This window comes from Desulfovibrio desulfopostgatei (genome assembly GCF_053570645.1).
This window is the reverse complement of sequence record NZ_JBRBQS010000002.1, coordinates 2,206,449-2,221,700: the sequence shown is the minus strand read 5'-3', so window position 1 is coordinate 2,221,700 and position 15,252 is coordinate 2,206,449. Positions and strand designations below refer to the sequence as shown.

General features: G+C 57.9%; 12 protein-coding genes and 2 tRNA genes. 8 read left to right on the top strand and 6 right to left on the bottom strand.

Going from position 1 to position 15,252, the window contains the following annotated elements; all coding sequences use genetic code 11:
- Positions 1–58: 58 nt before the first annotated feature.
- Genes ACUZ9Q_RS09885 through ACUZ9Q_RS09875 form a run of 3 tightly spaced genes read left to right on the top strand, consistent with a single transcriptional unit; the run spans position 59 to position 5,012 of the window.
- Complete coding sequence (locus ACUZ9Q_RS09885; RefSeq protein WP_449247805.1) at positions 59–1,285, top strand: efflux RND transporter periplasmic adaptor subunit; 1,227 nt, start codon at positions 59–61, stop codon at positions 1,283–1,285.
- Positions 1,286–1,288: 3 nt separating this feature from the next.
- Positions 1,289–4,429, top strand: a complete 3,141-nt coding sequence (locus tag ACUZ9Q_RS09880; protein ID WP_449247804.1) for an efflux RND transporter permease subunit — start codon at positions 1,289–1,291, stop codon at positions 4,427–4,429.
- Between the two features lie 46 nt (positions 4,430–4,475).
- Positions 4,476–5,012, top strand: coding sequence for a GNAT family N-acetyltransferase (locus ACUZ9Q_RS09875; protein WP_192112888.1), 537 nt, complete (start codon positions 4,476–4,478; stop codon positions 5,010–5,012).
- A gap of 103 nt (positions 5,013–5,115) precedes the next feature.
- On the opposite strand, the gene dpaL is transcribed toward ACUZ9Q_RS09875, so the two are convergent.
- The 3 genes from dpaL to ACUZ9Q_RS09860 form a co-directional block, all read right to left on the bottom strand.
- The gene (gene dpaL, locus ACUZ9Q_RS09870; protein WP_449247803.1) at positions 5,116–6,333 is read right to left on the bottom strand and encodes a diaminopropionate ammonia-lyase; all 1,218 of its coding nucleotides are present in this window, start codon (positions 6,331–6,333) and stop codon (positions 5,116–5,118) included.
- Positions 6,334–6,605: 272 nt separating this feature from the next.
- Positions 6,606–6,682 (bottom strand) — tRNA-Glu (locus ACUZ9Q_RS09865).
- Positions 6,683–6,692: 10 nt separating this feature from the next.
- A tRNA-Gln gene (locus tag ACUZ9Q_RS09860) sits at positions 6,693–6,767 on the bottom strand.
- A 446-nt stretch (positions 6,768–7,213) separates the two neighbouring features.
- On the opposite strand from ACUZ9Q_RS09860, the gene ACUZ9Q_RS09855 reads away from it, so the two are divergent.
- The 4 genes from ACUZ9Q_RS09855 (at position 7,214) to ACUZ9Q_RS09840 (ending at position 9,777) form a co-directional block, all read left to right on the top strand.
- The gene (locus tag ACUZ9Q_RS09855; protein WP_240825085.1) at positions 7,214–8,653 is read left to right on the top strand and encodes a putative sulfate exporter family transporter; all 1,440 of its coding nucleotides are present in this window, start codon (positions 7,214–7,216) and stop codon (positions 8,651–8,653) included.
- A 20-nt stretch (positions 8,654–8,673) separates the two neighbouring features.
- Positions 8,674–8,838 carry a hypothetical protein gene (locus ACUZ9Q_RS09850; protein WP_022660002.1) on the top strand — a complete coding sequence of 55 codons (165 nt, stop codon included), beginning with the start codon at positions 8,674–8,676 and terminating at the stop codon, positions 8,836–8,838.
- A gap of 274 nt (positions 8,839–9,112) precedes the next feature.
- Positions 9,113–9,343, top strand: a complete 231-nt coding sequence (locus ACUZ9Q_RS09845) for a hypothetical protein (protein WP_192112980.1) — start codon at positions 9,113–9,115, stop codon at positions 9,341–9,343.
- Positions 9,343–9,777 (top strand): DUF523 domain-containing protein, encoded by a 435-nt coding sequence (locus ACUZ9Q_RS09840; RefSeq protein WP_192112981.1) that lies wholly within the window; start codon positions 9,343–9,345, stop codon positions 9,775–9,777. The genes ACUZ9Q_RS09845 and ACUZ9Q_RS09840 overlap by 1 nt, the downstream gene beginning before the upstream one ends.
- Positions 9,778–9,998: 221 nt before the next feature.
- Here the strand turns inward: ACUZ9Q_RS09840 and ACUZ9Q_RS09835 are convergent, their stop codons facing one another.
- The 3 genes from ACUZ9Q_RS09835 to ACUZ9Q_RS09825 form a co-directional block, all read right to left on the bottom strand.
- Positions 9,999–10,472 (bottom strand): HyaD/HybD family hydrogenase maturation endopeptidase, encoded by a 474-nt coding sequence (locus tag ACUZ9Q_RS09835; RefSeq protein ID WP_449248137.1) that lies wholly within the window; start codon positions 10,470–10,472, stop codon positions 9,999–10,001.
- Positions 10,473–10,720: 248 nt separating this feature from the next.
- Positions 10,721–12,400 (bottom strand): nickel-dependent hydrogenase large subunit, encoded by a 1,680-nt coding sequence (locus ACUZ9Q_RS09830; protein WP_192112983.1) that lies wholly within the window; start codon positions 12,398–12,400, stop codon positions 10,721–10,723.
- A gap of 8 nt (positions 12,401–12,408) precedes the next feature.
- On the bottom strand, positions 12,409–13,356 hold the full coding sequence (locus ACUZ9Q_RS09825) for a hydrogenase small subunit (RefSeq protein WP_192112984.1): 948 nt from the start codon (positions 13,354–13,356) through the stop codon (positions 12,409–12,411).
- Between the two features lie 438 nt (positions 13,357–13,794).
- Here ACUZ9Q_RS09825 and ACUZ9Q_RS09820 point away from each other — a divergent pair, with 438 nt between their 5' ends.
- Positions 13,795–15,057: an O-acetylhomoserine aminocarboxypropyltransferase/cysteine synthase family protein gene (locus ACUZ9Q_RS09820; RefSeq protein WP_192112985.1), complete on the top strand. Its 1,263-nt coding sequence runs from the start codon at positions 13,795–13,797 to the stop codon at positions 15,055–15,057.
- Positions 15,058–15,252 lie beyond the last annotated feature (195 nt).

Here is a 15,252-nt window from a genome sequence, read left to right as displayed (position 1 = left end):
AAGCCCGGGATTGCTTGCCAACATGGGAACAGAGGTGTTTGTAATGCGCTGGTTTAGTATGAAAAAATTTCGACTGTGGCTGCTCGTGCCCTTGTGGCTGACCGTTCTCGCGCTTGGCTGCAACAAGGCGGAGGAGTCTGGCCCAGCCCATGCCGAGGTGCAATTCCTTGTGCTGGGGGAAGAAAAGCTGACCCTGAGCAGTACGCTGCCGGGGAGAGTGTCCGCGCTGGTGACGGCGGAGGTTCGGCCTCAGGTTGACGGCATTATCATTGAGCGCCTGTTTGAAGAGGGTGCCGATATAAAAAAAGGGCAGGTCTTGTACCGCATAGACCCGGCCATCTATCAGGCGGCCCACGCCACAGCCAGAGCATCGCTTGCTGAGGCAAAGGCCGCTGTTACCGCCATTGCCCTGCTGGAAAAACGCCAGCGGACGCTGATCAAGCAATACGCCGTCAGCCAGCAGGAGCTGGACAATTCCATCTCGCAGCACGGTCAGGCCCGCGCCCGCGTTGCCAGGGCGGAGGCCGAGCTTGAAACAGCGGCCATCAATCTTGCCTATACAGAAATAAAAGCCCCGGTGTCAGGGCGCATTGGGGCCTCTGCCGTTACGGTCGGCGCTCTGGTTACTGCCAACCAGTCATCCCCCCTGGCCGTTATCCAGCAGATTGACCGCGTCTATATTGATATGACGCAATCCAGCGCGGAGGCTATCCGCCTGCGCCGCGCCCTTGCGCAGGGCCGCATATCCGCCAACGGCAGTACAGCAAAAATCCGCCTGATGCTTGAAGACGGTTCGCCTTATACGCCGGTCGCCACAGCAGCGCATGCTGGCGAATCGGCCTGGATACAGGGCGACCTGCTGTTTTCTGAAATATCTGTTGCGCAGAGCACGGGGAGCATCATGCTGCGGGCTGTGGTCGATAATCCTGACGGGCTGCTGCTGCCGGGCATGTACGTCAAGGCTGGCATTGAAGAAGGCTCGGTGGACAAGGCCGTGCTGATCCCGCAGGGGGCCGCCTTTGTGAACAACACTGGCGGGCACTCTGTTTACGTCTTGCAGAAAGAGGGCGCGGAAGACGGGATTTTTCGTCTGACGCGGCGCGATGTGAGCATTGACCGCGCATACGGCAACCGCTGGATTGTGGGCGCGGGCCTCAGCGCTGGCGACCTGCTGGTGGTTGAGGGCTTCCAGAAAGCGGCCCCCGGCGAGCTTGTTCGGGGCGTACCTGTGCAAGCATCGCAGGCCAAGGGCGCCCTTGCGGCGTCTGTCACCGAGGTGCGGTAGGGTATGGCAGCTTTTTTCATCAATCGCCCCATCTTCGCCTGGGTGATTGCCATCATCATTATGCTGGCCGGGCTGCTTGCTCTTGGCAGGCTCCCCATTGCGCATTACCCGGATATCGCCCTGCCGCAGATATCCATCTCGGCCCAGTACACAGGAGCGACCGCGTCCATTGTTGACCGCAGCGTAACGCAGATCATTGAGCAGCAGATAAAAGGCCTGGACAATTTGCTGCACATGAAATCAACCAGCAGTTCCTCCGGCGATACGGAAATTATCCTCACCTTTGCAGCGGGCACGGATGCCGATACGGCGCAGGTGCAGGTGCAGAACAAGGTGCAGCAGGCTCTTTCCCTGTTGCCAGATACCGTGCAGCGGCAGGGCGTTCAGACGTCCAAAGCCGTGGACAATTCGTTCATGACAGTGGCTTTTTACGATGCCAGCGACACCATGCGCCCCAATGACATAAGCGACTATGTGGCAAGCTCGCTGGTTGACCCCTTGAGCCGCGTTCAGGGCGTTGGCGCAATCACCCTGTATGGTTTTCAAAATGCCATGCGTATCTGGTGCTATCCGGACAAAATGCGCCAGTACAAGCTGAATCCGCAGGACGTAGTTGCTGCCGTGCGCGCCCAGAACGCCCAGGTTGCTGGCGGTCAGGTGGGGGCTGCGCCAGCCATGCCGGGGCAGGAGATCAATATTGCCATCAACGCCTCATCCAGCCTGGAAACAGCGGAACAGTTTGAACAGATTCAACTGCGGGTGGAAGAAAACGGCTCCGCAGTACTGCTCAAGGATGTTGCCCGCATCGAACTGAATGAAGAAAGTTCCATGGGCACCACATTTTTCAACGGGCATGCGGGTACGGGGTTGGCTTTCAAGCTTTCATCGGGGGCCAACGTTCTGCAAACTACCAGGGGCATCAAGGCCGAATTGCAGTCGCTCGCCAGCTTTTTCCCGCCGGGGCTCAAGTATGCCTATGCTGATGACCGCGCGCCTATTGTGGAAAAATCCATACGCTCAGTTGTGCGCACCCTGTTTGAGGCCATCGCGCTTGTGGTCGCGGTGATGTTTGTGTTCATGCAGAGCTACCGTGCCACGCTTATTCCGGCCATTGCCGTGCCTGTGGTGCTGCTTGGGGTGTTTGCGGTATTTGCGGCAACTGGGTTTTCCATCAACACACTGACCATGTTCGGCATGGTGCTGGCTATCGGCCTTTTGGTGGATGACGCCATTGTTGTGGTGGAAAATGTGGAACGCCTCATGCGCGACGAGGGGCTTTCCCCAAAGGAGGCCGCGCTCAAATCCATGCGGCAGATAACCGGGGCACTGGTGGGCGTTGCCGTGGTCATATCCGCCGTGTTTGTTCCCATGGCCTTTATGCCCGGCTCCACCGGGGCAATCTTCCGGCAGTTTTCCGTGACCATTGTTGCGTCAATGGTGCTTTCTGTAGTGGTTGCCATTGTGCTTACGCCTGCCCTGTGCGCCACCATGCTGCGTGCGCATGCCAGTGGAACGGGCGAAGGCTTCTTTGGGCGCTTCAACCGATGGTTTGCCGCCTTTACGGAACGCTACAGCCGTGGCGTGAGCGGCATGGTGCGGCACCCCTTGCGGTGGGGCGTGGTGTTCGCGGCATTGGCGGCAGGGTGCCTGGCTTTGTTTATGCTTTTGCCTTCGGCATTTTTGCCGGATGAAGATCAGGGCATCCTGTATGTTGACGTGCAGTTGCCGCCGGGCGCGTCACTTGAGCGCACGGAAAAGATTGTCAAAGAGGTTGATGCCTACTTTCGCAACGACGAAAAGGATTCCATAGAAAGCGTCATGTGCGTTATCGGCTGGGGATTCAGCGGTTCCGGCCAGAATTCGGCCATGGTGCTTCCCCTGCTCAAGGACTGGAGCAAACGCGGGCCGGGGCAGAGCGCCTTTGACGTGATGGAGCGCGCCACGGAACGGTTTTCATCCATAGCCGGGGCGGAAATAGTTGTGATGTCGCCCCCGGCGGTCATGGAACTTGGCACTTCCTCCGGCTTTGAGCTGGAACTGATGGATCGCGGCGGCAAAGGGCACGCGGCCTTGCTCGATGCAAAGGATGCCCTGCTGGAAAGTGCGGCAAAATCCGCTGCTGTTACCAGCGTAAGGTATAGCGGCATGGCCGATACCGAGCAGTACGATCTGGTCATCGACAACAGCAAGGCTGGCGCTTACGGCCTGACCAGAGCTGAAATAAATAGTGCCATCAGCGCCTACTGGGCGGGCGAATATATCAACGACTTTTCGGACAAGGGCAGAACAAAAAAGGTTTACTTTCAGGCGGAGCCTTCAGTTCGCTCCGGAATAGGCGATTTCAGGCGCTTTTATCTGCGCAACACCAAGGACGAGATGGTGCCGTTCTCCAGTTTTATCGGCGTAAAGTCCGTTCTGGCTTCCCCAAGTCTGACCCGCTATCAGGGCATACCGTCCGTAAAGATTGAAGGGGCCGCCGCGCCGGGGCAAAGCACCGGGCAGGCCATGGTGGCAATGGAAAAAAGCGCGGCAAGTCTGCCCCCCGGCTTTGACTATGCCTGGACGGGGCTTTCCTATCAGCAGCGCGTGTCCGCAAGCCAGGCCCCTTTGCTGTACGCTGTTTCCATTATCGTGGTTTTTCTTTGTCTGGCTGCCCTGTACGAAAGCTGGACTATCCCGCTGGCTGTGCTGCTGGCTGTGCCCACGGGCATTGTGGGCGCCTTGGGCGGCGTGTACCTGCGCGGCATGAATAACGACATCTACCTGCAAATTGCACTGCTGACGATCATTGGCCTGTCGGCCAAGAACTCAATCCTGATCGTGGAATTTGCCAAGGAAATGCACCGGGGCGGCAAAGACCTTGTTTCGGCCACGGTGGAGGCATCCCGGCTTCGCCTGCGGCCTATCATAATGACCTCACTATGCTTCATTCTTGGTGTGGTACCGCTGGCGCTCAGCAGCGGGGCGGGCTCCGGCGCGCAAAACGCCCTTGGCACAGCAGTGCTGACAGGCATGATCACCGCAACAGGTTTGGGCATTTATTACACGCCGCTGTTCTTCATAGTAGTGACCCGCTTTTTCAGCGGAAAGCTGCGGCGAAAAGAGCCTTCTGCCGAACCTGCGGCGCAGCAAGAACAACCTTGAGCATGCCATGATCAGAGATGATGATTTTGAAATACAGGAGGTTGCTGTGGCAAAATTTGAAACGGAACGTCTTGTCCTGAGACCTTTTGAAGCCAAGGATGCGGCAGGCTTGTTTGAAATGCTTTCGCACCCACGCGTCCACTGTTTTGCGTCTGACCGTCTGGATTCGATGGAAGCGGCGGTTGCCGACGTTGCGCGGCGAAGCGCAGACCCCGTGCAACTGGCGGTTTGCCTCAAGGAGCAGGATGTGATGATCGGGCTGATGTTTGCCGCGAATGATGAGCCGGATACCTATGGTCTGGGCTGGCATCTGAACGCCAGCCATGAGGGAAAAGGATACGCAAGCGAGGCCGCAAGGGCGTTCATTGATATTCTTTTTACCCGCAAGGGCGCACGGCGGATATATGCCTATGTGGAAGATGACAACATCCGCTCGCAAAAACTGTGCGAGCGGCTGGGCATGCGCAGGGAAGGGCTTTTCAAGGAGTTCATTTCATTTGTCAGCAATGCCGATGGAACGCCCAAATACGAAAATACATGCCTCTATGCCCTGCTGAAAAAGGAATGGGAAAACAGCCGGTAGCGGGCGCAGGGGGCATATGCCCCCCCGCGGGATGTGGGGCGAGGGAATCCCGCGCCGACAGATGCATAGTTGATGGGTGCGAGGTTGACGGGTGGGGCTGTTGTCAGACGCATTCCTCATCCGCATACGCGCCCTGCCAGACAATCTTTTTATAGATGTGCGGCACAGTGTCGCCCTCGGTGCTGATGAGCAGAACCGAGGCATCGGCGTTCAGGCCCAGAGCTGTGCGCTGGTCTGCTGCCTCGGGGCTGCTCATGAGCCAGTGCAGCGCGCCCGCGCCAGCCGCGCCAGATTCGCCGGAAACAATGGGCTGATCGCCCCTCACGGGCGCTGCCAGCATACGCATGCCGTTGGCTGCCATGTAATCCGGGCAGGACATGAAGGCCGCGCTGTAATCCTTGAGGATGCTCCAGGCCAGACTGCTCGGCTCGCCGCAGGCAAGCCCGGCCATGAGGGTTTGCAGGTCGCCGCCCACGGCATGGGCCTTGCCGTCGCCCGCCAGCGCGGAGCGGTAAAAGCAATTGGCGGCATGCGGTTCCACCACGATGAATCGGGGTGCCTTTTCGCCAAGGGCCGCCACCAGAAAACCCGCCACAGCAGCGGCAAATGACCCCACGCCAGCCTGAAGAAAGCAGTGCGTCGGGCGAATGGCGGCTGCGTCCATCTGCTCCAGAATTTCTGCGGCGAGGGTAAGGTAACCCTGCATGATCCATGCGGGAACCTGTTCGTAGCCGTCCCACGCGGTATCCTGCACCATCACATAGCCTTTTTCCTGCGCCAGATTCCAGCTCATACGCACGGTGTCGTCATAATTGAGGTCCGTGATGCTGCACTGCGCGCCAAGCGCCAGAATGTTGTTCTGACGGGTTTTGTCCGATCCTTTGGGCATGTAGATGATGCAGGGATAGCCCAGCTCGCGGGCTGTCCATGCCAGCCCCCTGCCGTGGTTGCCGTCCGTTGTGCTGATAAAGGTAATCTGTCCTGCGGTTGCTCTGGCGGCGGGGGCGTCAAGCATGCCTCGCGCAAGGCCTTCGGCTGGCAGGCGCATGCGCTCGGCAAGGCAGCGGGCCACGGCGTAAGAGCCGCCAAGCACCTTGAAGGCGTTAAGCCCAAAGCGGTGCGATTCATCCTTTACGCAGACGTTTTTCAGGCCAAGGCTTGCCGCCAGCCCCGGCAGGCTCACCAGTGGGGTGGGGCAATACTGGCTGAAAGAGGCATGGTACGCGCGGACGTGTAGGGCCACGGCGGGCGAAAAATCGGTAACGGCCACGCCTTGAGCAGGCGCGGTGCGAAAGGGATTGAGCAGCAGGGATGCGGACATGGGCGGTTTCCTTGGTGGGATTGGCCTGCGGCCTCAGGGCCGGGCAATGGCAAGTATAGCGGCGGCTTGCCCATATGGGCAAGGGGGACGCTATCTTGAGGTAGCGCCGCGGCTCCGCAAAAAAATGGGAATACCAACAAAGCTGCTTGCCCTCACGTGCAGAAGGCGCCAAAGCAAAAGAAAATGAATGTTGCGGGGGACTGCGCCCTTGGGACTGTAGAAAGCGCACGAAAAAAGGGTTACATTTTTCAATGTAACCCTTTATTCTCAAGTGGCGTCCCCAAGGGGATTTGAACCCCTGTCGACGGCGTGAAAGGCCGTTGTCCTGGGCCGGCTAGACGATGGGGACGCGGTGTTGTTGGCTGGGCTGCAAGGACTCGAACCTTGATTAACGGAGTCAGAATCCGTCGTCCTGCCAATTGAACGACAGCCCAACGCGAGAAACGTGTATATGTGAAACTGCCGGGTAGTGTCAACAGAAAATCTGAAAAAAATGTTTTAGCCTGCATTTTTATGCTATGCCTCCAATCTTCAACGAGGTTTTGGGAGGCGGCACATGTGCAGGCACGTGAATGGAAGGGCGAGGAGGTGGTGCGCTTTTTTTGCTTTACCCGCTGGCGAAACAGCTCTGGGACCTGCTTACTGATTGTTAAACTTTGGACTTAAGCTTGACAATATCTTGCATAAAGGTATGTTTTTCCACGTGCGCCAATGGTCGGCAGACCAGAGAATTGGTGCTGCAAGTATCGGTTTCCAGCTGTTTCCGCGGCAAGACGCCTCTTGAAGACCGCTCTGTTCTTTATAGAACAAGGTGGTCTGTGCGGCGTAGGTGCGGCTGGAGTTTGTTTGTTTAGCTTAACCTGTACGGAGGAGTTTGGGTATGGCATCAACAAAAGCCTATAATGAAGACAAAGTAGCCCTGCTTATCGGCTGCTTCATCTTCTTGCTGGCGCTGGGCAAGTTCGCTGGCCTGGATCTGCTGGGCTGGGGCCTCAAAATGGGCATGTGGGTCAAAAGCCCGCTTGATTGCTGGGCTTCGGCCTCTAAGGGCGCATTGCCTGGCGTGGGGGCTCTGATCGCCAGCTATGTGTTCATTGCCGCCGTCATGTCTGTGGGCATCAAGCTCATGAAAGGCAACATCGGCAAGTTCCTTTACGGTTTTACCTGCATTTTCTTCATCGCCATCGCCTGCTACACTGTTGGCGCCAACGCCTACATTGCAGCCAACCCCACGGAAATCGCCAAGCAGGGCATCACCTGGTCGCTTGGTTTGAGCACCGAGGCTGGCCTTATTGTGGCCCTGGTCATGGGTATTCTGCTGGGCAACCTTACGCCCGGTTTTGCTGAATCCCTGCGCGAAGCCTGCCGCCCCGAACTTTTCGTCAAGATCGCCATCGTTATTCTTGGTGCCGAACTTGGCGTGAAGGCCGCCGACGCCGCCGGTTTTGCCGGTCACGTTATTTTCCGAGGCCTGTGCGCCATTGTTGAAGCTTATTTGCTGTATTGGTCCGTTGTTTACTACGTGGCTCGTAAGTACTTCAAGTTCAATAAGGAATGGGCCGCTCCCCTTGCTTCGGGCATTTCCATCTGCGGCGTCTCGGCGGCCATTGCCACCGGCGGCGCCATCCGCGCCCGGCCTGTGGTGCCGATCATGGTTTCCTCGCTGGTCGTGGTGTTCACCTGCATCGAAATGCTGATCCTGCCCTTTATCGCGCAGCACTTCCTGTACACCGAACCCATGGTGGCCGGTGGCTGGATGGGCCTTGCCGTTAAGTCTGACGGCGGCGCTATCGCCAGCGGCGCCATCACTGAATCCCTGATTCTTTCCAAGATGGCTGGCCTTGGCACCAAGTGGGAGCCAGGCTGGGTCGTGATGGTGACCACCACCGTCAAAATCTTCATCGATATGTTCATCGGCGTGTGGGCCTTGGTCCTCGCCTACATCTGGACTGCCAAGTTCGACAAAACCCGTGGCGAGCGCACCATGACCTGGAGCGACGTTATGGATCGTTTCCCCCGCTTCGTGCTGGGGTACCTTGGCACCTTCCTGATCCTGCTGTTCTTCTGCCTGTCTTCGCCTGAACTGCACAAGCTCGGCAAGTCCATGGCTGGCGCCCTCAACGGCTTCCGCGTCATGTTCTTCCTGCTGACCTTCTTCAGCATCGGTCTGGTGTCCAACTTCCGCAAGCTGAAGGAAGAAGGCATTGGCCGCCTTGCAGTTGTGTACATCGTGTGCCTGTTCGGCTTCATCATCTGGGTGGGCCTGTTCATTTCTTATGCCTTCTTCCACGGCATGACCCCGCCTGTGATGGCTGGCTAGTCCAATATACGGAGTAAGTTATGGAAACGAAAACGGAAGTTAAGCTTCACGAAGAAATCGAGAAGATGGAATACGAACCGCTGGATCCCGTTGAACTCAAGCTCGTTCACTGGAGCTGGGGCATCGGCGTGGTTCTGCTGGTTGTGCTTTTTGTCATCAGCAAGTTTGTCATGACCACGCACTAGACGTGCCTGACGCCCATTGATATGAACGCCGGGGAGGGTTTCCTCCCCGGCGCTCTTGTGTGCTGCGACTGTAACGAGCTTGCAGCCCCAGCATGGTACAAATGAATACGTCCGGCTGTCACGGCCAAGGTTGCGCGCCATTGGCCATTCAACGGGTGGGGCGCGACAACGTCCACCCCGCATGACCAAGTCTGCGGCGCATGACTGCCCCTTGCTCCGGGCTTGATAACTGTTCGTCCGGTATTACCGACGAAACTGTGCGAAGGATAAGGCTATGCCGCATTATCATCTGCGCTTTATGAAAGGCCCCAATTATACGCTGAATCTGGAATTTGAGGCTGTTGTGGAGGCCCCTTCCTTTGAGGAAGCCTTAAAGCCCCACACCGACTGGCCCATAACCGAAAGTTATGACCACGCCACGGCCACGGCCTGGAACCCCGGCACCTGCATGTATTATCAGGAAATGTGGGAAGCGGCCCTGCTGCCCGAAGGTGAAAGCAAGTAATGCCCCAGCGCTACATAGTCAGCGCCTGTCTGGCAGGAGAGCGTTGCCGCTATGATGGCGGCGACAATACCTGCGCGTTTGTGGTGCGGCTGGTCGAAGAGGGTAGGGCAGTGCCTGCCTGCCCTGAGATCCTGGGCGGGCTTGAAACGCCGCGCAGCCCCTGCGAACGGTCGGGCAACCGCGTTGTGAACCGTGACGGCCAGGACGTGACGGATGCTTTTGAACGTGGCGCGGCCCTTGCTATGGAACTTGCCCGCAAGAATGCCTGCACAGCCGCAATTATAAAGAGCCGCTCGCCATCCTGCGGATTTGACCGTATTTATGATGGCAGCTTTAGCCATACATTTTGTGCGGGGGATGGCGTGTGGGCAGAAATGCTGCGCGCCGAGGGCTTTGCCCTGTTCAGCGAACTCTCGCTCCCTGACGAATCCTGACCAGCATCAGACAAAAGCTGACAGTGCAACAAAGCCGGGCGCGAGTCGGAAATTTCCGATAGCGTGCCCGGCTTGTTTTATTGTAAGGCAGATAGCTGGCTGGCGGGTCGCTGCGATGCAGGCAATTCGAGTTGCGCGATTCCCTCACGCAATGAATTCGGGCCTCTACCTGACGACATTGCGTCAAAAAAACACAGAATACCCGGTTGCAGCGAGTTTTCTCAGGCAACAGGCTGCGCGGTGGCGATGTCGCGCTCTGCAAGCGCAGCAACAACCTTGGTGCAAAATTCCGGCAGCAGTTTTTCGGCTTCCGGGGTCAGCCCAACCTGCATGGTGTGGTAGTCAAAAGGCTGTAGGCCAAAAACAACGGCCTGCACATCGTGCCCGGCCATGCTGCATGTGATCAGAGTGTCCAGAAGGTCTGTCTGGTGCATGGAATCGCGGAAGCTCAGGCTTTTACGCAGGTCTTCGCCTTCCAGCATATAGATGGTGCCGGGTTTTTCCGGCCCGAGCACCACGTCAAGAACCACTAGCGTATCGCAATCCATCAGCGTGGACATAAGCAAAAGGCCTTGCGTGCCGCCGTCTTCAAGGCGAACATTTTCCGGCCATGTGTATCTGGCCTGCAAATATTCCACGGCGCGTACGCCGAAGCCTTCGTCTGTCAGCAATATATTGCCGACGCCCATAATCATTATTCTTTTTTGTTCCACGTTGGCGCTCTCATGTGGGGGTTGCTGCCAGTGTGCGCACGGCGTCCCATGTGGATGCAATGCTGCATATCTGTGCAGTATGCCAAAATATTTTTCTCTGGTCTATGCTGTTCGCGCAACTGTATTGCAGGCTGTATGCGGAAAAGTTCTGCTGCTGTGCCGCAAAAATAAAAAAGGGCGGGGAATGCCCGCCCTTTTCAAAGCCAATTTACCGCAAGTTCAATGCGCTGTTACAGCACCTTGAACTTGTGCACTTCGTTGGTTTCTCCATCGATAACATGCACTGCGCAGGCGATGCAGGGGTCGAAGGAGTGGATGGTGCGCAGGATTTCAACCGGGCGCTTGGGATCGGCCACAGGGGTGCCGATAAGCGCATGCTCGGCAGCACCCATGACGCCCTTGGCGTCCCGCGGTCCGAGGTTCCAGGTGGTGGGCACCACGAGCTGGAAGTTGCCGATCTTGCCTTCTTCAATGCGGATCCAGTGCGAAAGACCGCCACGGGGGGCATCCAGGAAGCCCACGCCCTTGGCATTGGCAGGAACAGCATAATCTTCGACGATCTGCTTGTCCTTGGCAATGTTGTTTTCGTACTCGTTGAGCCAGTTTTCGGTCTGCTGGGCGATAACCAAGGTCTGGATGCCACGGGCAGCAGTACGGCCCAGAGTGGAGAAGAGGGCTTCGGGGCCAACGTTCAGGGCCTTCAGCACGCCGTCAACCGCAGGCTTGATGGTCTTGTGGTTCTGACCGTAGGCCACCAGCACCTGAGCGAGGGGGCCGGTTTCCATGGACTGACCCGCATAGCGGGGAGCCTTGAGCCAGGAATAACGGTCGGTGTCGCCCATCTTGGTGAAGAAGGGTTTGGTTTCGCCTTCGTAGGGGGCACGGGCCTTGTCGCCTTCGTACCAGCTGTGGCGCACGTGTTCTTCGATCTTGGAAGGATCAAAGGGCTGCACCGAGCCGATTTTGCGGTCATAGATGACGCCGGGCTTGTACCAGCGGCTGTTGAGGTCGCGTTCGCCGCCAGCAGCGGGGAATTCGCCAAACGCCATGAAGTTGTCGGTGCCGCCCAGAGCCGCCCAGTCCTTGTACTGACCGGCAACCATGAGCAGGTCGGGAATGTAGACCTGTTCAATGAAGGTGCGGGCCTTCTTGTACAATTCGCGGAATTCCTTGATGCGCTGGGGCGACAAGGCTTCGTAGCAGGTCACGCCGCCAGCCACGGTGAACTGGGTGTGCGGGTTTTTGGCGCCGAACACGGCCATGCCCTTGGCAATTTCCACCTGGGCGCGCAGGGCTTCCAGATAGTGGGCGGTGGCGACCAGGTTGGCTTCCGGCTCCAGGTAGTAGCTCGGGTGGCCGCCCAGGAAGTAGGCGTTGGTGAAGGGACCAAGCTGGCCGCTTTCGATAAAGGTCTTCAGTTTGGCCTGCACGGCGGCAAAGTCTTCTGCCTTGGCCGGACGCGGCGAAATGGACTGGGCCAGCTTGGCTGCCTTGGCCGGGTCGGCCTGCAGGGCATTGGCCACGTCCACAAAGTCGAGGGCGTGCAGGTGATAGAAATGCACCACGTGGTCATGCATGAACTGCATGGCCATAACGAGGTTGCGGATATAGGTGGCGTTGGCCGGAATGGGCTTGTTGATGGCGTCTTCAAGTGCGCGGGTGGAAGCAAGGGCGTGCGTGTATGTGCAGACGCCGCAGGTGCGCTGGGTGAAGTGCTGGGCGTCGCGCGGATCGCGGCCCTTCAGGATGACTTCAAGGCCACGGTAAAGTGTGCCGCAGCTACGGGCGTCCTTGATTTTGCCGCCTTCAACTTCAACTTCAATACGCAGATGCCCTTCGATGCGGGTCAGCGGGTCCACCACAATGGGCCCGGTGTAGCTGCTCTGGGGCGTTTGTTTGATCTGGCTCATGATTCCCCCTAGTTCTGGTAGAACGGCGACATTTCGTCCCAGAAACCGGGTTCGCTGCAACCAATGCAGGGATGCCCGGCAGCCACCGGCCAGTTGGTCTCATTGAAGAGAACCTTGGGACAGTTGTTGTACGTCTGCGGGCCTTTGCAGCCCACTTCGTAAAGGCACCAGCCCTTGCGCGCTTCTTCCGAATTGAAGGAAGGCGCAAACTCGCCGGCGTCGAAGTGCTTGCGGCGTTCGCAAAGGTCATGCACGCTCTGACCAAAGAACATGAGCGGGCGGCCCAGTTCGTCCAGTTCGATCTTCTGGCCCTGCAAGAAGGCCACAAGTGCGCCGACCATATTGAGGGGGTTGGGGGGGCAGCCGGGAATGTTGATGCCCTTGACGCCCAGGCTGGCAAAGCATTCGTTTACGCCCTTGGCGCCGGTGGGGTTCGGCTTGGCAGCCTGAACGCCGCCGTAGCAGGCACAGGTGCCGATGTTGACCACGGCCTTGGCCTTGGGCAGAATTTCTTTGCAGATGTCGTACATGGTATGGCCGCCAATGTAGCCATACTTGTTGTCCATACCCGTAGGAATGGCGCCTTCGACCATACAGACAAAGCCATTGGGGTTTTCCACGGCGGCATGCAGGGCCTGTTCGGCGGCTTCGCCAGCGGCGGCCATGATGGTTTCGTGGTAGTCAAGAGAGATGGTGTCAAGAATGACGGCATCAATAAAGGGTTTGTAAGTGCGCAGCAGCGCTTCGGAACAGCCCGTGCATTCAGCGGCGTGCAAATACACCACCGAAGGACGACGCCCGGTCAGCGCAGCGGCCACCTCGGAGGCGAATGAGGGGCCAAAGCCCATCGTCACCGCCACCGCCGTGCAGAATTTCATGAAGTCACGGCGGCTTATGCCCTGGCGCTCTAAACGCTCTTCTCCGCCTTTTTTGCCCAGACCCACGGCAATACGCATAATAGCCTCCTGGCAAAAGTGAGTGAAAGGCTTTGCTCGGCCCCGCCACAGGGCCCGCTTGCGGCGCAACAAAATCGCGCCAACTCCGCATCAAGACAGCGGCGCTACAACGTACGAAAGGCCGCTCTTTTTGCGGCGCTGTCAGCAAACAAAAATCAGAAACTCGGGCGGTGCGTCACAGAGCGTATTGTCATGGCTATCCCCAGAATGCCTCACGCCACAGGGCGACCACCTGCTTCTTAGAATCCTATACTTCTACATGCAAACGGTCAATAGGAAGGAACTTTTTTTGCTTTCTCTTCATCAGCCGTACAGGAAATTTCTTGGGCTGGCTTGGTGGTTGCCTCGCCCCTTTGCTTGCGCTACGGTGCCTGAATCGCACGGCATTGCAGCCGGAAACATGCGACAATTTCCAACACAAGCACAGCAGAGGACGGCATGAAAACGGAATCTCTTTGTCTGCACGCGGGCTATGAACCGGGCAATGGCGAACCCCGCGTTCTGCCCATAGTGCAGAGCACTACCTTTAAGTACGCCACCACCGCCGAAGTGGCGAAACTTTTTGATCTTGCCGAAGCGGGCTTTTTTTATTCCCGCCTTGGCAATCCCACGGTTGACGCCGTGGAGCAGAAAATCGCCGCTCTTGAAGGCGGCGTTGGCGCGCTGTGCACCTCGTCCGGTCAGGCGGCAAGCATGCTCTCCCTGCTCAATGTGGCCCAGAGCGGCGACCATGTGGTGAGCGCCGCCAGCATTTACGGCGGCACGTTCAACCTCTTTGCCGTTACTCTTAAAAAGCTGGGCATTGAAGTCACCTTTGTGGATCAGACCGCCTCCGAGGCCGAGCTGGAAAAGGCCTTCCGGCCCAACACGCGCGCCGTGTTTGGCGAAACGCTCTCCAACCCCTCCATGGATGTGCTGGATATTGAGCGCTTTGCCAATCTGGCCCACAGACACAGGCTGCCCCTGATCATCGACAATACCTTTGCCACTCCCGTGCTTTGCCGCCCCTTTGAATTCGGGGCCGACATAGTAGTCCATTCCACCACCAAATATATGGATGGTCACGCCCTTCAGGTGGGCGGCGTCATCGTGGACAGCGGCAATTTTGACTGGGCCTCCGGCAAGTTCCCCGAATTTACCGAGCCCGATCCTTCCTACCACGGCCTCGTCTACTCCCAGGCCTTTGGCAAGGCCGCCTACATCGTCAAGGCGCGCGTGCAGCTCATGCGCGATATGGGCTGCTGCCAGAGCCCTCAGGGCGCGTTCTACATCAATCAGGGTCTCGAAACCCTGCCCCTGCGCATGGAACGCCACTGCCGCAATGCCGAAGCCGTCGCCGCCTATCTGGAAAAGCATCCCGCCGTGGAATCCGTCAATTATCCGCGCCTGCCCGGCCACCCGCAAAAAGCCCTGGCCGACAAGTACATGCCCAAAGGGTGCAGCGGCGTCATCTCCCTCTCCCTCAAAGGTGGACGGGAAGCCGGCGCGCGCTTTATCGACAGCCTTAAAATGATCTCCCTCCAGGTTCACGTGGCCGACATCCGCACCTGCGTTCTCCATCCCGCCAGCTCCACCCACCGCCAGCTGACCGATGATCAACTGCGCGAAGCCGGTATCACCCCCGGCATGGTGCGCCTCTCCGTGGGCGTTGAGCATGTGGATGATATTATCGCCGATCTGGAGCAAGCTCTGGGGCGCTAGGGGCTTTTGGACCGCTGACTGCGTCAGGCGGATTTTCTGTTTGGGTCGTGCATGTCTGTGTGCGCTCCCCGCGCAGAGAATCCGCCTTTCTTGTCAGTGGGAACCAAAAAGGTTGTGGAAAAAATGACCTTCCGAGCGGTCAGTTTTCCACAACCTTTTCACGATAAAACTGTTTTGAAGCCTTGAGATTTTTTT